Raw genomic sequence first — 16112 nt, 5'->3', positions numbered from 1 at the left:
GAGGATAGACGCGGGGGCAAAGTTCACCCGATCTGAAAAGTCCTACTATATTCCTAGGTTTTTTGCCTTGGCTATTGAATCTCGGGTATATGCCCTCATTGCATGAGACACGCTTATGGATTCGGCAGGTTTTCGTTCGCAAGAAAAAACCTGCGCCCCCACTGATTGGAGAAGCAGGTTTATGAAACGACTATCCGACGTGAAGTTTTCCACCCTGGATCTGGTTCCCGTGCGGGAAAACGGCAGTGCCGCCCAGTCCCTGCGCAATTCGCTGGACCTGGCGCAACAGGTCGAAAAATTTGGCTACAACCGCTTCTGGGTTGCCGAGCACCACAACATGGACGGCATCGCCAGCTCGGCGACTTCGGTATTGCTGGGCTACCTGGCCGGTGGTACGTCGACCATTCGCGTCGGCTCCGGCGGGGTGATGTTGCCCAACCACGCGCCACTGGTGATCGCCGAACAGTTCGGCACACTCGAAAGTCTCTATCCAGGCCGTATCGACCTGGGCCTGGGTCGTGCCCCCGGCTCCGATCAGATGACTGCCCGCGCCTTGCGGCGTGAGCGTTCCGGCAGTGCCGACGACTTCCCCGCTGATGTAACAGAACTGATGCGCTACCTTGGCCCCCGCACGCCGGATCAACGGATTATCGCCATGCCGGGCACCGGCACCAATGTTCCGGTGTGGTTGCTGGGTTCAAGCCTGTTCAGCGCGCAACTGGCCGGTGAGCGCGGTTTGCCCTACGCCTTCGCCTCCCATTTCGCACCGCGCTTCATGCATGAGGCGATCCGTGTCTACCGCAATCATTTCAAGCCTTCGGCGGTATTGGACAAGCCTTACGTGATGCTGGGCGTGCCGTTGGTGGCTGCCGATACTGACGAGCAGGCCGATTACCTGGCGACCTCGGTCTACCAGCGAATCCTTGCATTGATGCGTGGGCAGAGCCTGGTGCAGCGCCCACCGGTGAAAACCATGGACGGCCTGTGGCTGCCTCACGAGAAGGAAGCGGTAGGGGATTTCCTGGGCTTGGCAATGGTCGGCAGCCCGCAGAAGATCCGCGCCAAACTGGAAGTGTTGATCGAGCAGACTCAGGCGGATGAACTGATCTTCACCAGCGACCTGTACGAACACGCCGACCGGGTTCATTCCTATGAGCTGTTGGCGCAAGCCATGCAGGGCTGATACTCAAACGCCGCGCATAAAAAAGCCGACGCCACACTGCGTCGGCTTCAGGGGTGCCGCACCAACTTACTTCTTGTAGACAATTTCCTTGGCGCCGCCTTCGCAGGTACCAACGATTTTTCCGTCAGCCGCAGTGCCTTTGTCGACTATTTCCAGCGAGTAACCAGAAACGCCCTTGGCATCGAGCTTCGCGGCGATTTCGGCCTTGAGCTCTTCGCACGGTTTGCCGGCAGCGAGTGCCGTACCGGCAAGGCTCAACAAACCTACCGCCAAAATAAACTTCTTCATCGGATGCATTCTCTGGTCGGAGTAATAGGGGCGCCCAGCTTCATCCAGGCGCACTCATGTAGCGCTTTGCCATTCCCTATGGCATTCGGCCAGCGCGCAAGTTCAGAAGACTAGCTCAAACTCAGCTGCTGGCAATCCGGAAGCCGACTTTGAGTGTTACTTGAAAATGCGCGGCTTTGCCGTCCTTGATGTGCCCGCGGGTCTCGGTCACCTCAAACCATTCCAGGTGCTTGATGGTCTTGCTGGCTTCGGCCAGTGCGTTGTTGATCGCGTCTTCGATACTGCTGGCAGACGAGCCAACCAGCTCGACTTTCTTGTACGTATGGTGATCGGTCATGGCGTTCTCCTTGGGGTATGAATTACAGACTAGCAGTGAATTTTCGTATTACTTCTGTCGGTCAATGCGATGCAGAAGTTCAGATTTACTGCACTTTCTCAAACCCCTGTAGTCCCAACCAACACACGCCACTCATCACCAATGCAGGAGAGCCACCATGGCCAACACCTCTTTACGTAAAGCCTCATTGCAAAGCATGGAAGCCGAGATCGAGAGTCTTCTTAAGTCTTTGGAAAGCCTGAAGGATGACGCCTCGGACGAGTCGCGCAAAACCCTGAAAGTCTTGAAAGCCAACGCTGAAAGCGCTCTGAAGCATTCGCGTCATCTGCTCAGCGATGCCTACGAAGAAGTCAAAGTCAAAACCCGCGAAACCGGGATTGCTACTCGAGATTACGCTCAGGAGCACCCTTGGACCACCGCCGGTGTTGCCGTGGGTGCACTGGGTCTGCTGGCTGCTTACCTGCTGTGCAAACGTGGTGACTAATCAGCTTGGCGCAGCTCGTTCCTGAGCCATTGCGCCAGCTGCTCGGCGCGCCCGTCTGCGGCGCGCTTGGGTAACCACAACGCCAGTTGCGCCTGGGTTTCAGTAAATCCCCATGGCGCAACCAGGCGACCCGCTTTCAAGTCTTCGGTCACCAGCGGTTCGGGTGCAATTGCTACTCCCAGCCCGGCAACCGCCGCTTCCAGCAAATAATACAGATGCTCGAAACCCTGCCCGTACTTCAACGCTTTGGCGTCGAGGTCGCTTTGCTGCGCCCAGCTCGGCCAGGCTTGTGGACGCGAGGTGGTGTGCAGCAGTGGTTCGCCCAGCAGTGCGCTCGCCGGTGCATCCTGCAATTTTACATATCCGGCGAAACGCGGGCTCATCACCGGGCCGATGCGTTCGCTGGCCAGGGGGTAAACCTGCATATCGGCCGGCCAGGGTGGCTCGGCGAATACCAGCAGTGCATCCAGCCCAGGGCGCCGCGGATCAAGATCGCCTTCGCCTGCGGACAGGTGCAGGCGCAGGTCCGGCAGGTCGGCATTCAGCCGGCCCAGGCGCGGAATGAACCAGCGCGCCAGCAGGCTGCCTGAACAGCCAAGCACGAACGGTGCATCTGCAGTGCTTTGCGTCAGCTCGGCGCAAACCGAGCGCAAGCGCTCGAAGGCTTCACTGCTGGCATCCCGTAGACGAGTGCCTGCATCTGTGAGTTTCAGGCCGCGTCCATCCTTGACGAAAAGACTGACGCCCAGATGCTCTTCGAGCACCTTCAGCTGCCGGCTTACCGCCCCATGGGTGACGTGCAATTGCTCGGCCGCCTGGCTCACGCTGTTCAGGCGGGCAGTCGCCTCAAAGGCGCGCAGGGCGTTTAACGGAGGAAGGTCATGGCTCATGGGATCTGTGAGTTTTCCTGACAGGTTGCGGCGATCTTATCGGTTTTCAGCGCTGCACGTCAGGGGTAAAGTGAACCTCATTGTCATCACACGAATTCAACTGGAGCGACTCATGACCCAGACTAATCTGCGCAATGGCCCCGATGCCAGCGGCCTGTTCGGCGCCTTCGGCGGCCGTTACGTCGCTGAAACCCTGATGCCGTTGATCCTCGACCTGGCCCGCGAATATGAAGTGGCCAAGGAAGATCCGGCATTCAAGGAAGAACTGGCCTACTTCCAGCGCGACTACGTCGGACGTCCGAGCCCGCTTTACTACGCCGAACGCCTGACGGAATTCTGTGGCGGCGCGAAAATCTATCTCAAGCGCGAAGAGCTGAACCACACCGGCGCGCATAAGATCAACAACTGCATTGGCCAGATCCTGCTGGCGCGGCGCATGGGCAAGAAACGCATCATCGCCGAGACCGGTGCGGGCATGCACGGCGTGGCAACTGCCACGGTAGCGGCGCGTTTTGGTCTGGATTGCGTGATTTACATGGGCACCACTGACATCGAGCGTCAGCAGGCCAATGTGTTCCGCATGAAGCTGCTGGGCGCGGAAGTGATTCCAGTGGTGGCCGGTACCGGTACATTGAAGGATGCGATGAACGAGGCGCTGCGTGACTGGGTGACCAACGTCGACAGCACTTTCTACCTGATCGGCACGGTGGCGGGCCCGCATCCTTACCCTGCCATGGTGCGTGACTTCCAGGCCGTCATCGGCAAGGAAACCCGCGACCAATTGCAGGCCCAGGAAGGCCGTCTGCCAGACAGCCTGGTGGCATGCATCGGTGGCGGCTCCAACGCCATGGGCCTGTTCCACCCGTTCCTGGACGACCAGAGCGTTGAGATCATCGGCGTTGAAGCTGCCGGCCACGGTATCGAAACCGGCAAGCACGCAGCGAGCCTGAACGGTGGGGTGCCTGGCGTGTTGCACGGCAACCGTACCTTCCTGCTGCAGGACGATGACGGCCAGATCATCGACGCTCACTCCATTTCCGCCGGTCTGGACTACCCAGGCATTGGCCCGGAACACGCCTGGTTGCATGACATTGGCCGCGTGCAGTACACCTCCGTGACTGACGACGAAGCACTCGACGCATTCCATAAATGCTGCCGCCTGGAAGGGATCATTCCAGCACTGGAAAGCGCCCACGCCCTGGCGGAAGTGTTCAAGCGCGCACCTACGCTGCCAAAAGATCACTTGATGGTGGTCAACCTGTCTGGCCGTGGCGACAAAGATATGCAGACCGTAATGCACCACATGGAGCTCTCTCAACAACAGCAATCCAAGCAGGAGAAACACTGATGAGCCGCCTGCAAACGCGTTTTGCCGAACTCAAGGAACAGAATCGCGCCGCCCTGGTGACCTTCGTCACTGCTGGCGACCCGAGCTATGAGACTTCCCTGGCGATCCTCAAGGGCCTGCCAGGCGCAGGTGCCGATGTCATCGAGCTGGGCATGCCGTTCACCGATCCAATGGCCGACGGTCCGGCAATCCAGCTGGCCAACATCCGCGCCTTGGGTGCCAAGCAGAACTTGGCGAAAACTCTGCAGATGGTTCGCGAGTTCCGGGAAGGCAATACCGATACGCCGCTGGTGCTGATGGGGTACTTCAACCCGATCCACATGTACGGCGTGCCACGCTTCATTGAAGACGCCAAGGCGGCCGGTGTGGATGGCCTGATCGTGGTCGATCTGCCACCTGAGCATAACGGCGAACTGTGCGAACCCGCCCAGGCAGCTGGCCTGGACTTCATCCGCCTGACGACGCCGACCACTGACGACGTGCGGCTGCCAACCGTACTAAACGGCAGCTCCGGTTTCGTTTATTACGTGTCGGTGGCCGGTGTGACCGGTGCTGGTGCGGCAACTCTGGAACACGTTGAAGAAGCGGTCGCTCGCCTGCGTCGCCATACCGATCTGCCAATCAGCATTGGTTTCGGTATTCGTACGCCAGAGCAGGCGGCGGCGATCGCACGTCTCGCCGATGGCGTGGTGGTGGGTTCGGCATTGATCGATCACATCGCCAACGCTACCACCCCTGACCAGGCCATCGACGGCGTGTTGAGCCTCTGCGCAGCCTTGTCGGAAGGCGTGCGCAAGGCTCGTGTCAGCTAAGAGCGCGGTTTTTACTCAAGGCAGCTCGAGTCCTCCAGCTGCCTTGTGCAACTTGCGCAAATGTTCGCCGACCTGCTTCAGGTTGGCTTCATTCTCCGCCATCTCTGCTGCTCGGGCCGGATCCAGCAGCGCTCTTACTTCCTTGTCCAAATCTCCAGTCAGCACCTGAAGCTGTTTCTGCCGCAGGCTGCTTTCTGATTCCAGACGTTGCCATTCACTCGGCTGCGGCAATCCGTAGCCGCCGGTGCCGAGTAATTCGGCTGGCCGGCTCAGATAACCGCTGTTGGCGAGAATCTGCTGCAGGGTGGCATTGGCTTTGTCCATACCGCCGTTCTTCAATTCCCGTGCGCCGAGGTAGCGTTGCTTGACCTCATCCTGCGCCAGCACCAATTGTTGGCGGAACGCTGCCTGTTCCAGCAACAGCAGGGCGGCACTGGTGCGCAGGTCAGCCTGGTCAATCCACTTGCGCCGCTCTTGCGCCTTGAGCGCCAGCCAGTCTTCGACCTTCTCTTGCTTGATCGGCAAATGCTTTTTCAGCACTTCGAACATCGCCTGGTAACGGTCGCGGAATGAGTCGAAGCGATAGCCCAGGCGCAAGGCTTCACGCGGGTCATCGAGGACACTGGTGTCCGCCAGCCCACGGCCCTTGAGCACCTCCAGCAAACCATTGGGCATGATGCTGTCGAGGCCGACCAGCTGTTTGTTGTTGGTACCACTGCGCAACAGCTTCAGCCCTTCCACGGCGCAGTTGTTGGACAGGAAGAAGTAGTTGCCGTCGTAGCTCCAATGCATTTCGGCAGCGTGTTCGACCACTTCTTCGATCTCATTGCGCGACAGGGTCAACGGGATCGACGCCAGGCTGCGCAATTCGGTCTTGGTGTATTCATCGATGACCTGGGCCAGCGGCAGGACAAACAGGCGCGACGGATACTTCCCGACCAGCCCGTCCCAGCTCGATAGCTGCACGTCACCGACAAAGGCTCGGTAGGACAACACCAGGTGTTGATCAAGATCCAGCCGGCAGTCCGGACCTCGCGGGCGTCCTGGCGCACAGATCACCAGGCGCAACATGCTGTGGCCCCAGCGACTCACCCAGTTCTGGTTGGCTTCGGCCAGCAGATAGTCGACGGCGTAGACGCGCTCCGGGTCTACCTGCCCCAAGGGCTCCTTGGCGAAGTCGTTGCCGGCGTTGAGGAAGGCGAAAGATTTGGCACAGGTGTCCTTGGCGGCGGGTGCCCAGCCGAAGTGTTCCTGGTAATAGCGATAAAGCGCGGGCCGACGGCAGGCATAGCTCGGGTCGAGGAGGAAATACTCCATGTTGACCGCGACGAACTCCTTCGGACTGCTGATTTCGTAGATGTCCGGGCTGCGTGCGATCTGCCGGTTATGCTGCTCACGCTCACCACGACGTCCGACATATTGCTGCCAGCCAGCGAGGTCGAGCAGCCGTGGATCGTCGCTGATGGTGAAACGACGATCGTTCTGGCCCCGACACTCGTCCGGCATACCGACCAGGCCGGCGCTGCTATTGCGTCGCGTGCAGCGCTGGATCAGGGTGCGTTCGGCGCCGGTCCACAGACGTGAGCGGTCGTAGATGTGGGTAAGTTCGTGCAACACCGTAGCGAGCATCTCGCGGCGCACGGTGCCGTGGGGGCGATAGGTCTTTTTGCTCGCGGCGCTACCGTCCGTGAGGCTGTTGAGCAGGTTGCGGTTCAGGTCTAGCTCAGACACCAGTGACGCCTGACCGTAAGCGTTGCTGGGCATGTCATCGGTCCAGCCGACGTCGATGCGCCGGTCGAGTTGCTGGATGAACCGCGGCGGCAACGCCTGCATGGCTTCATCGAGCAGCGCCTGGCTGGCCTGTTGTTGCGCGGGGCTCAAGCCGGCGGTCTTGAGCCGTAATTGCAGGTCAGCCTGGGCCGTATTGCCGAGCAGCAACAGGACCCCGGCCAGCAGCCAGGCGCCTACCGACCTCACAGTGCGAGGATGGCTTCGGCGAGTACCTGATCACTGGCGTCGCGTGCTTCAGGCACGCGGGTGCGCAAGGTGTCGAAAGCCGCTTCCAGGTGCGCGCCGCGGATATCGCCATCGCTGGCGACAAAACTGGCGGCATCGTCATGGGCTTCTCGGACAATTTTCGAATCACGGATCGACGTAGTGGTGTCCGAAGTGAAATCCAGCGTGCGCTGGCTGGCACGGATCACGATGTTACTGGTGGCTACCAGGGTTTGCGCCTGGGCCACGTCGGCCAACAACAACAGGCCAAGGGTGGCGGCAATCAGCGGGTTACGCATGGAACGACTCCGGAAGTACAGGGATAGCTATTGGACGAGAATTGCCCGCGCCAGTTCAAGGTCGCTGGCATGAAGTTTTGGCCGTGTGTGGCGCAGATAAACCAGTGCGGACTCCAGTCGCGCGCCGCGCATTTCCCCGTCGGTGGCGACGAAGGTGGCAGCGTCATCCTGAGCAGCGAGCAGTAGCTTACGGTCGAAGGGGGCCGAGGTCACCATGCTTGTGGCATAGCCGCTGGCAACGAAGCCCTGGGTGGAAAGGTTGAAGGCGTCATAAGCCTGGGCCGATCCCGACCAGCAGATGGCAATTAAAACCGGAGAGAGCAACAGATTTGAAAGAAAACGCATGAGACTCGATAGTTGAAAAGCGAGTCCAGAGGCTAGCGTAATGCCTGTTTTAGAGCCAGCGCTGAAACAATGGGACACGACTTGCGTGCCCCATGTCAGTCACGCGATTCAGATAGTCAGGATGGCCTGGGCCAGCTGTGCGTCGGTTGCGTTCAGCTGAGGCGCCTGGTGGCGAATGTGGTCGAGCGCGCTTTCCAGCTTCACGCCACGGATCGAACCTTCGCTGGCGACGAAGCTGGCAGCGTCATCACGGGCGGCACGGACGATCTTGTCGTCACGAAACGAGGAGGTGACGTCGGAAGTCGCATCGGAAGTAGCTTTCAGAGCGCCGACTACGGCATCGGTGGTGACGATGAAGCTGGTGGCGTGGGAATTGGCAGCCACGGCGAGCAGGGCTGCAGCGCTGAGCAGACGAAGACGGGACATGGTGTAACTCCTTTAAATGAACCGATTGAGAAGTGGCTTATTGATTTGGACGTCTGATTTGCAGCGTTCGCCACGTTCCAGTTGGATATTAGGCCTGGGGGGGGGCGTTCGAACAGCCTAAACCGAAGAAACACCGCGTAGGAGCTGCCGAAGGCTGCGATCTTTTGATCTTGGGTGCGGCTAATGAAGATCAAGAGATCGCAGCCTTCGGCAGCTCCTACGGGACTGTACCTGAAGTATTTAATCTCGTTGTAACTGTACTGGTACTAGTTTTTACAGCCCTGAAACGACAAAACCCGTCGCGATTGCCCGCAACGGGTTTTGTTTGTTCGATTCGGGTTGCTGGCGGTGGACCCTGCAGGTCAGAGCCAGCGACGCTACTTAGCGCCAGAACGGCTTGCTCAGCTCTTCGTAGCGTTGTGCTTCGCTAATCCCGGCATCAGCCAGCAGACGCGAATCCAGACGAGCCAGTTGATGGCGGCTGGAAATGCGGCGCTGCCACAACATCAGGTTGGCGATAACGCGAAGAGGCATCGAAGCCTGGGTTTTTGCAGCGGTATCTTCGAAGAACAGTTCGGAACTGAGTGTACGTTCCATGGTGACATCCTTCCGCTTGTGGCGGGATTAGGTAGTGGTTTAACTGATGCCAATGATCCTCTTGTTTGGCCAGTCCCTGTAGATACAGTTCACTTGTATTGTGAGGGTCCAGTTAACTGTTAATAGGCGGTGTACTGGTCTAAATTGAGGCAACTGTACTTGTAAGCACTAAATTGGTGCGTTTATGCGGATTCGACCAGTAAAGAGGGGGCTTTTTTGTAGGATCCGACCGGTACAGTAGTACAGTTTTGCTAGGATGGTGTGTTCGCAGTTGCACGCTGGCGAAACTGTGTTTGCGCCAGCGGCCATCTGTACTATTTATACAGCAAGCATGCGTCCGGTTTCTTCCAGGTTAATATGCCAGCTAAGGGCTTCACGGAGGATGTGCGGGGTGTGGCCACCGATGGCGCAGGCAGCTGTGAAGTAGTCATCCAGCGCCTGGCGGTAGTCCGGATGCACGCAGTTGTCGATGATCACGCGTGCCCGTTCTCTCGGCGCCAGGCCGCGCAGGTCGGCGAGGCCCACTTCGGTCACGAGGATGTCGACGTCATGTTCGGTGTGGTCAACGTGGCTGACCATCGGCACGACGCTGGAGATCGCGCCGCCCCTGGCAATGGACTTGGTCACGAAGATAGCCAGGTGGGCATTTCGCGCGAAGTCACCGGAACCACCGATGCCGTTCATCATCCGTGTGCCGCACACATGGGTGGAGTTGACGTTGCCGTACAGGTCGAACTCCAGCGCCGTGTTGATGCCGATGATGCCCAGTCGACGCACCACTTCCGGGTGGTTGGAGATCTCCTGCGGACGCAAGACCAGCTTGTCCTTGTAGCGCTCCAGATTGCCGAACACGTCACTGTTGCGTCGGGCCGACAAGGTGATCGAACTGCCGGATGCAAAGGTCAGCTTGCCGGCGTCGATCAGGTCGAAGGTGGAATCCTGAAGCACTTCCGAATACATCGTCAGGTCTTCGAACGGCGAATCGATCAAGCCGCACATCACCGAATTGGCGATGGTGCCGATGCCCGCCTGCAACGGGCCAAGCTTGTTGGTCATTCGCCCGGCAGCGACTTCCTGCTTGAAGAAATCGATCAGGTGATCGGCGATGGCCTGGGTGTCGACGTCTGGCGGCAGTACTGTGGAGGGCGAGTCCGATTGGTTGGTGATGACGATCGCGACGATCTTTTCCGGCGGGATCGGGATGGCAGTGCTGCCGATGCGGTCGTCGACCTTTACCAGCGGAATCGGCGTGCGGGTTGGCCGATAAGTCGGGATATAGATGTCATGCAAACCTTCCAGATTCGGATTGTGTGCGAGATTGATCTCGACGATCACTTGCTTGGCGAAAATCGCGAAGCTGGCCGAGTTGCCGACCGAAGTGGTGGGAACGATGTGGCCTTGTTCGGTAATCGCCACGGCTTCGATGACCGCGATATCCGGCAGCTTGAGCTGCTGGTTACGCAGTTGCTCGACGGTTTCCGACAGGTGCTGGTCAATGAACATTACCTCGCCGGCGTTGATCGCCTTGCGCAGGGTGCTGTCCACCTGGAACGGCATGCGTCGTGACAGTACGCCGGCTTCGGTGAGCTGTTTATCGAGGTCGTTGCCCAGGCTGGCGCCGGTCATCAAGGTGATTTTCAGCGGAGTGATTTTGGCGCGCTCGGCCAGTGCGTGGGGCACGGCCTTGGCTTCGCCGGCGCGGGTGAAACCGCTCATGCCGACGGTCATGCCGTCCTCGATCAGGGCGGCAGCGTCAGCGGCGCTCATCACCTTATCCAACAACGAAGGCAAGCGAATACGATCACGGTACATGGATGGTTATCTCGGGCAACGGAAGCAAGGTGTGCAGTTTAGTGATTTCAAAAAAAATCCTCCCGCTACCATGGTCGAATGCAGACCGCTGATTTAGAGCCTTTGGTCGGGTTCGACGGGATTTTCATGGGCAATAAAAAACCCCAGCCTACTAAAGGCCGGGGTTTTCGGTATTGCGCTGGAGCAGCTTTTACTCGACTGCTTTAACCATATCTTCGATGACTTTCTTCGCGTCGCCGAACACCATCATGGTTTTGTCGAGGTAGAACAGTTCGTTGTCCAGGCCGGCGTAACCACTGGCCATCGAGCGCTTGTTGACGATGATGGTCTTGGCCTTGAAGGCTTCGAGAATCGGCATGCCGGCAATCGGCGATTTCGGATCGTTCTTCGCCGCCGGGTTGACCACGTCGTTGGCTCCGAGCACCAGCACCACGTCGGCCTGGCCGAACTCGGAGTTGATGTCTTCCATCTCGAACACCTGGTCGTAAGGCACTTCGGCCTCAGCCAGCAGTACGTTCATGTGCCCAGGCATCCGGCCCGCTACCGGGTGGATCGCGTATTTCACGGTTACGCCACGGTGGGTCAGCTTTTCGGTCAACTCTTTCAGTGCATGCTGTGCACGAGCCACCGCCAGGCCGTAGCCAGGGACGATGATCACGGTGTCGGCGTTGGTCAGCAGGAAGGTTGCGTCGTCAGCCGAACCGGATTTGACCGGACGGGCTTCCGTGGCACCTGCAGGACCTGCATCAGCCGTATTGCCGAAACCACCCAGCAATACGTTGAAGAACGAACGGTTCATCGCCTTGCACATGATGTACGAGAGGATGGCACCGGACGAACCCACCAGCGAGCCGGCGATGATCAACATCGAGTTGTTCAGCGAGAAACCGATACCCGCTGCGGCCCAACCTGAGTAGCTGTTAAGCATCGATACCACTACCGGCATGTCCGCGCCGCCAATCGGGATGATGATCAGCACGCCGAGGACGAAAGCCAGTGCCAGCATCAGGGCGAAGGCGCCCAGGTTGCCGGTGAGCATGAACGTAATGCCCAATGCCAGCGTGGCCAGGCCCAGCAACAGGTTCAGTTTGTGCTGACCGCCGAACTGTACCGGTGCACCCTGAAACAGGCGGAACTTGTACTTGCCGGAGAGCTTGCCGAACGCGATCACCGATCCGGAGAAGGTAATTGCACCAATGGCCGCGCCGAGGAACAGTTCCAGACGGTTACCCGCCGGGATTGCATCACCCAGGTGTTTGACGATGCCCAGGGACTGCGGCTCGACCACCGCTGCGATGGCAATAAAGACCGCAGCCAGGCCGATCATGCTGTGCATGAAGGCGACCAGTTCCGGCATCTTGGTCATCTCGACGCGCTTGGCCATGATCGAACCGGCGGTACCGCCCACTAGCAAGCCAACGATGACGTAGCCGATGCCAGCAGTGGCAAGCTCAGCGCCCAGCTTATAGATGAGGCCCACGGTGGTGAGGATCGCCAGGCCCATGCCAAGCATGCCGAACAGGTTGCCGCGACGGGACGTGGTCGGGTGCGACAGGCCTTTCAGGGCCTGGATGAAGCAGATCGACGCGATCAAGTAGAGCGTCGTTACAAGGTTCATGCTCATTACTTGGGCGCCTCTTCTTTTACGACTTTCGGGGCTTTTTTCTTGAACATCTCAAGCATCCTGCGAGTGACCAGGAAGCCACCGAACACATTCACTGCCGCCAGGGCCACGGCCAGGGTGCCCATGGTCTTGCCCAGCGGGGTCACGGTCAGCGCCGCGGCCAGCATGGCGCCGACGATCACGATCGCGGAGATGGCGTTAGTCACCGCCATCAGGGGGGTGTGCAGTGCTGGAGTAACGTTCCAGACCACGTGGTAACCGACATAAATCGCCAGCACGAAGATGATCAGGTTGTAGATACCGGGGGAGATAAGCTCTTCCATCGTCTGAATCCCTGCTTAGGCGTTTTTGCGGATGACTTGGCCGTCGCGGCACATCAGGCACGCGGCGACAATGTCGTCTTCGAGGTTGATCTCGAACTGGCCTTCCTTGTTGAAGACCAGCTTCAGGAAGTCCAGCAGGTTGCGTGCATACAGTGCCGAAGCATCCGCCGCGACTGCGCCGGCCAGGTTGGTCGGGCCGCAAATGGTCACGCCATTCTCGACAACCACCTGGTCCGCCACGGTCAGCGGGCAGTTGCCGCCCTGGGCCGCTGCGAGGTCGATGACCACCGAGCCTGGCTTCATCTGTGCCACGGTTTCGGCGCTCAACAGCGTCGGCGCCTTGCGGCCCGGGATCAGGGCAGTGGTGATGACGATGTCAGCCTGCTTGGCGCGTTCGTGCACGGCCAGGGCCTGACGTTGCATCCAGCTGGCGGGCATTGGCCGCGCGTAGCCGCCGACACCGACGGCGCATTCACGCTCTTCATCGGTCTCGTAAGGTACGTCAACGAACTTCGCGCCGAGGGATTCGATCTGCTCTTTTACCGCAGGACGTACATCAGACGCTTCGATTACGGCCCCCAGGCGTTTTGCCGTGGCAATCGCCTGCAGCCCGGCAACACCGGCGCCAAGAATCAACACGCGCGCCGCTTTCACGGTACCCGCTGCAGTCATCAGCATTGGCATGAAGCGCGGATAGTGGTGAGCGGCCAGCAACACGGCCTTGTAGCCGGCAATGTTTGCCTGGGATGACAGCACGTCCAGGCTCTGGGCCCGGGAGGTGCGTGGCGCCGCTTCCAGCGCAAACGCGGTAACGCCGCACTCGGCCAGCTTGGCAATGGTTTCATTGCTGAACGGGTTGAGCATGCCGACAACTACGGTTCCGCTCTTGATCAAAGCGAGTTCGCTGTCGCTGGGAGCGACCACCTTGAGAATCAGCTCGGCACCAAACGCATCATTGGCGCTGCCAATAATCGCGCCTGCCGCTTCATAGGCACTGTCGACAACGCTGGCTTTAACCCCGGCGCCGCTTTGTACAGTGACCTTATGACCCTGGCCGATCAGCTTCTTGATGGTTTCCGGGGTTGCAGCAACCCGCGTTTCACCCGTCTGGGTTTCGAGAGGAACACCAATGTGCACGTCAAATCTCCTGCGTGATCTTATTGAGTAAACCCAGGCACTACGGATGGTGCGAGCTGGGGCGGCCGATCAGCACGATCCCGCTAAATCAGGGCGGGGCGCGGCATTTTGCAGGCGAACTTTGCGCCCTTCAAGGGATTATGATGCGTGACGGAAAATTAACTACAAGTCACCCCGTGACCGAATGTCGCAAGCTTTTGGGATGGGCCCTTACATTACGGGGCTTACAGGCGATTTCTGCGGAATTCTAGAATTTGCGCATGAGTCAGGTGAATGAACCGCTATTGCGCCTAAATAACGGCGCAAAGCCGCGACTTCAGGTGCTTGTGACAGGATTTCACACCTTGTCAGCACAGTCTGCGTAAATGCGACAAATAATTATATCTGTAGGGCTTTCAGTTTGCTGACTACGAGGTCAGTTAATCACCGTGAGCCTTTACGAATCGAGGCTGTAGCCCTGCGCTTGACCAACCAGCCAGTCACGAAAAGCCCTTAAAGAGGCCGATTCGACCTTTCGCTCAGGAATCATCAGGTAATAGGCCTTGATGCTCGACAGTGCTTTGGGGTTCGCAATCACCAGGCGCTTCTCCGCCAGTTCACGTTGAATCAGGAACGGCGGAATCAGTGCAATCCCCATCTCGTGCATGGCCGCCTGGGCGAGCATGGAGAATAGCTCGTAGCGCGGGCCTGTCATGTCCCGCGGGATATTAAGGTTCTGCGAGTTGAACCACTGGCGCCACGCGTAGGGGCGGGTGGTCTGCTGCAGCAGTGGCAGCTCGGCTATTTCTTCCGGGGTCAGATGGGTTTGATTCTGCAGCAGGCTCGGGCTGCACACAGGCATCGGATTTTCTCCCATCAGCCTGTGGGATTCGGTACCCGACCAGTCTGCATCGCCAAAATAGATGGCCGCATCGAAATCGGTATCAGCGAACAGGAAGGGTCGCGTCCGGTTCGTCAGGTTGACCGTGACTTCCGGGTGTTTGTGCTGGAAGTCCTTTAGCCGAGGCAGCAGCCATTGCGTGCCGAATGTCGGCACTACCGCCAGTTCGATGACGCTGGCGCCTTGCTGGCCCATCACAGACAAGGTATCGCGTTCAACCGCATCCAGTTGGGTGGCCACTCGACGACTGTAGGAAAGCCCGGCCTCGGTAAGTTTCACTCCGCGCCGGGAGCGTCGGAACAATTCGACGCTGAGAAATTCCTCAAGGCTGGCAATCTGTCGACAAATCGCGCCCTGGGTGAGCGAAAGCTCCTGGGCTGCCTTGGTAAAGCTCTCATGGCGCGCGGCTGCCTCGAAGCTGATCAGGGCGGTTGTGCTGGGTATCTTTCTGCGCATGTACGTCCACCTCACTAATCCGTCGCATAATTGAGCTCGTGCAATGTTACGGAGTGAGAAATTAGCACAACAGTATGCAAAATCCTCGTTTGCCGTGATGCCTGAGCAGGCCTAGGATCAGTCCACGTTATTTGATGCCTTTCGAGAGGACTTGCTCATGGCCGGTAAAGCTAGCTTCAACTGGATCGATCCCCTGCTGCTGGATCAACAGCTCACTGAAGAAGAACGCATGATTCGCGACACCGCCGAGCAATTTGCTCAGCAGAAGCTGGCGCCGCGTGTTCTGGAAGCTTTCCGCCATGAGAAGACCGACCCGGCGATCTTCCGTGAGATGGGTGAAGTGGGCCTGCTGGGCGCAACAATCCCTGAACAATACGGCGGCAGTGGCCTGAACTATGTCAGCTACGGCCTGATCGCCCGGGAAGTGGAGCGGGTCGATTCCGGTTACCGTTCGATGATGAGCGTGCAGTCCTCGCTGGTCATGGTGCCGATCAATGAATTCGGTACCGAAGCGCAGAAACAGAAGTACCTGCCGAAACTGGCGTCGGGTGAGTGGATCGGTTGTTTCGGCCTCACCGAGCCTAACCACGGTTCCGACCCGGGCGCGATGATCACTCGTGCGCGCAAGGTTGAAGGTGGTTACAGCCTGACCGGTAGCAAAATGTGGATCACCAACAGCCCGATCGCCGACGTGTTCGTGGTCTGGGGTAAGGACGACGCCGGCGACATCCGCGGTTTTGTCCTGGAGAAAGGCTGGAAAGGCCTGAGCGCTCCGGCGATCCACGGCAAGGTCGGCCTGCGGGCTTCGATCACCGGTGAGATCGTGATGGACAACGTGTTCGTTCCCGAAGAGAACATCTTCCCGGACGTGCGCGG

Annotated in this window: 18 protein-coding genes (1 of these 18 only partly in view); 5 read left to right on the top strand and 13 right to left on the bottom strand. The window is 58.9% G+C overall.

Annotated elements, in window-relative coordinates; all coding sequences use genetic code 11:
* Positions 1-181 precede the first annotated feature (181 nt).
* Positions 182-1183, top strand: coding sequence for an LLM class flavin-dependent oxidoreductase (locus ACYZTK_RS14890; protein WP_462010587.1), 1002 nt, complete (start codon positions 182-184; stop codon positions 1181-1183).
* Between the two features lie 66 nt (positions 1184-1249).
* Here ACYZTK_RS14890 and ACYZTK_RS14885 read toward each other — a convergent pair whose 3' ends face one another.
* A complete protein-coding gene (locus ACYZTK_RS14885; protein ID WP_462010586.1) occupies positions 1250-1471 on the bottom strand; it encodes a DUF1161 domain-containing protein in 222 nt (73 codons plus the stop codon).
* A 121-nt stretch (positions 1472-1592) separates the two neighbouring features.
* A complete protein-coding gene (locus ACYZTK_RS14880) occupies positions 1593-1808 on the bottom strand; it encodes a dodecin (protein WP_462010585.1) in 216 nt (71 codons plus the stop codon).
* Positions 1809-1965: 157 nt separating this feature from the next.
* Between ACYZTK_RS14880 and ACYZTK_RS14875 the strand changes: the two genes are divergently transcribed.
* Positions 1966-2292, top strand: a complete 327-nt coding sequence (locus ACYZTK_RS14875; protein ID WP_045059079.1) for an ElaB/YgaM/YqjD family protein — start codon at positions 1966-1968, stop codon at positions 2290-2292.
* Here the strand turns inward: ACYZTK_RS14875 and ACYZTK_RS14870 are convergent.
* Positions 2289-3182: a LysR family transcriptional regulator gene (locus ACYZTK_RS14870; protein WP_462010584.1), complete on the bottom strand. Its 894-nt coding sequence runs from the start codon at positions 3180-3182 to the stop codon at positions 2289-2291. The two genes, ACYZTK_RS14875 and ACYZTK_RS14870, sit on opposite strands and share 4 nt — an antisense overlap.
* Before the next feature lie 112 nt (positions 3183-3294).
* Here ACYZTK_RS14870 and trpB point away from each other — a divergent pair, with 112 nt between their 5' ends.
* Together trpB and trpA are read left to right on the top strand one after the other, a co-directional pair.
* The gene (gene trpB, locus ACYZTK_RS14865) at positions 3295-4530 is read left to right on the top strand and encodes a tryptophan synthase subunit beta (RefSeq protein WP_462010583.1); all 1236 of its coding nucleotides are present in this window, start codon (positions 3295-3297) and stop codon (positions 4528-4530) included.
* On the top strand, positions 4530-5342 hold the full coding sequence (trpA, locus tag ACYZTK_RS14860; protein ID WP_462010582.1) for a tryptophan synthase subunit alpha: 813 nt from the start codon (positions 4530-4532) through the stop codon (positions 5340-5342). The genes trpB and trpA overlap by 1 nt, the downstream gene beginning before the upstream one ends.
* 15 nt (positions 5343-5357) lie before the next feature.
* Here trpA and ACYZTK_RS14855 read toward each other — a convergent pair whose 3' ends face one another.
* The 10 genes from ACYZTK_RS14855 to ACYZTK_RS14810 form a co-directional block, all read right to left on the bottom strand.
* The gene (locus tag ACYZTK_RS14855) at positions 5358-7319 is read right to left on the bottom strand and encodes a DUF7844 domain-containing protein (protein WP_462010581.1); all 1962 of its coding nucleotides are present in this window, start codon (positions 7317-7319) and stop codon (positions 5358-5360) included.
* Positions 7316-7636, bottom strand: a complete 321-nt coding sequence (locus ACYZTK_RS14850; protein WP_462010580.1) for a DUF2388 domain-containing protein — start codon at positions 7634-7636, stop codon at positions 7316-7318. Before ACYZTK_RS14850 ends, ACYZTK_RS14855 begins: the two co-directional genes overlap by 4 nt.
* A gap of 27 nt (positions 7637-7663) precedes the next feature.
* On the bottom strand, positions 7664-7981 hold the full coding sequence (locus ACYZTK_RS14845) for a DUF2388 domain-containing protein (protein WP_462010579.1): 318 nt from the start codon (positions 7979-7981) through the stop codon (positions 7664-7666).
* Positions 7982-8089: 108 nt separating this feature from the next.
* Positions 8090-8407 carry a DUF2388 domain-containing protein gene (locus ACYZTK_RS14840; RefSeq protein WP_045059072.1) on the bottom strand — a complete coding sequence of 106 codons (318 nt, stop codon included), beginning with the start codon at positions 8405-8407 and terminating at the stop codon, positions 8090-8092.
* A gap of 381 nt (positions 8408-8788) precedes the next feature.
* Entirely contained in the window at positions 8789-8941 is a 153-nt protein-coding gene (locus tag ACYZTK_RS14835; protein ID WP_370694728.1) for a DUF1127 domain-containing protein, read from the bottom strand.
* Between the two features lie 381 nt (positions 8942-9322).
* Complete coding sequence (locus ACYZTK_RS14830; RefSeq protein ID WP_462010578.1) at positions 9323-10816, bottom strand: acetyl-CoA hydrolase/transferase family protein; 1494 nt, start codon at positions 10814-10816, stop codon at positions 9323-9325.
* Positions 10817-11006: 190 nt separating this feature from the next.
* A complete protein-coding gene (locus ACYZTK_RS14825; protein WP_462010577.1) occupies positions 11007-12440 on the bottom strand; it encodes an NAD(P)(+) transhydrogenase (Re/Si-specific) subunit beta in 1434 nt (477 codons plus the stop codon).
* Positions 12440-12763, bottom strand: a complete 324-nt coding sequence (locus tag ACYZTK_RS14820; protein WP_007947884.1) for an NAD(P) transhydrogenase subunit alpha part 2 — start codon at positions 12761-12763, stop codon at positions 12440-12442. Before ACYZTK_RS14820 ends, ACYZTK_RS14825 begins: the two co-directional genes overlap by 1 nt.
* A 15-nt stretch (positions 12764-12778) precedes the next feature.
* Positions 12779-13900 carry a Re/Si-specific NAD(P)(+) transhydrogenase subunit alpha gene (locus ACYZTK_RS14815; protein WP_462010576.1) on the bottom strand — a complete coding sequence of 374 codons (1122 nt, stop codon included), beginning with the start codon at positions 13898-13900 and terminating at the stop codon, positions 12779-12781.
* Between the two features lie 436 nt (positions 13901-14336).
* The gene (locus tag ACYZTK_RS14810; protein ID WP_462010575.1) at positions 14337-15236 is read right to left on the bottom strand and encodes a LysR family transcriptional regulator; all 900 of its coding nucleotides are present in this window, start codon (positions 15234-15236) and stop codon (positions 14337-14339) included.
* A 157-nt stretch (positions 15237-15393) separates the two neighbouring features.
* On the opposite strand from ACYZTK_RS14810, the gene ACYZTK_RS14805 reads away from it, so the two are divergent.
* Positions 15394-16112, top strand: partial view of an acyl-CoA dehydrogenase gene (locus ACYZTK_RS14805; protein ID WP_462010574.1) — the 5' portion only. Its footprint extends 463 nt past the window's final position; 719 of the gene's 1182 nt are visible here — the first part of the coding sequence; its start codon is at positions 15394-15396; its stop codon lies off the right edge, out of view.

The sequence above is a fragment of the Pseudomonas sp. LB3P31 genome, from assembly GCF_054897945.1.
This window is presented reverse-complemented; position numbering and strand designations above follow the sequence as displayed.

Bases quoted from the DNA above. Each gene is read 5' to 3' on its own strand.
- ACYZTK_RS14890 (WP_462010587.1), top strand. From the start codon at position 182: ATGAAACGACTATCCGACGTGAAGTTTTCCACCCTGGATCTGGTTCCC.
- ACYZTK_RS14885 (WP_462010586.1), bottom strand. From the start codon at position 1,471: ATGAAGAAGTTTATTTTGGCGGTAGGTTTGTTGAGCCTTGCCGGTACG.
- ACYZTK_RS14880 (WP_462010585.1), bottom strand. From the start codon at position 1,808: ATGACCGATCACCATACGTACAAGAAAGTCGAGCTGGTTGGCTCGTCT.
- ACYZTK_RS14875 (WP_045059079.1), top strand. From the start codon at position 1,966: ATGGCCAACACCTCTTTACGTAAAGCCTCATTGCAAAGCATGGAAGCC.
- ACYZTK_RS14870 (WP_462010584.1), bottom strand. From the start codon at position 3,182: ATGAGCCATGACCTTCCTCCGTTAAACGCCCTGCGCGCCTTTGAGGCG.
- trpB (WP_462010583.1), top strand. From the start codon at position 3,295: ATGACCCAGACTAATCTGCGCAATGGCCCCGATGCCAGCGGCCTGTTC.
- trpA (WP_462010582.1), top strand. From the start codon at position 4,530: ATGAGCCGCCTGCAAACGCGTTTTGCCGAACTCAAGGAACAGAATCGC.
- ACYZTK_RS14850 (WP_462010580.1), bottom strand. From the start codon at position 7,636: ATGCGTAACCCGCTGATTGCCGCCACCCTTGGCCTGTTGTTGTTGGCC.
- ACYZTK_RS14845 (WP_462010579.1), bottom strand. From the start codon at position 7,981: ATGCGTTTTCTTTCAAATCTGTTGCTCTCTCCGGTTTTAATTGCCATC.
- ACYZTK_RS14840 (WP_045059072.1), bottom strand. From the start codon at position 8,407: ATGTCCCGTCTTCGTCTGCTCAGCGCTGCAGCCCTGCTCGCCGTGGCT.
- ACYZTK_RS14835 (WP_370694728.1), bottom strand. From the start codon at position 8,941: ATGCCTCTTCGCGTTATCGCCAACCTGATGTTGTGGCAGCGCCGCATT.
- ACYZTK_RS14830 (WP_462010578.1), bottom strand. From the start codon at position 10,816: ATGTACCGTGATCGTATTCGCTTGCCTTCGTTGTTGGATAAGGTGATG.
- ACYZTK_RS14825 (WP_462010577.1), bottom strand. From the start codon at position 12,440: ATGAGCATGAACCTTGTAACGACGCTCTACTTGATCGCGTCGATCTGC.
- ACYZTK_RS14820 (WP_007947884.1), bottom strand. From the start codon at position 12,763: ATGGAAGAGCTTATCTCCCCCGGTATCTACAACCTGATCATCTTCGTG.
- ACYZTK_RS14810 (WP_462010575.1), bottom strand. From the start codon at position 15,236: ATGCGCAGAAAGATACCCAGCACAACCGCCCTGATCAGCTTCGAGGCA.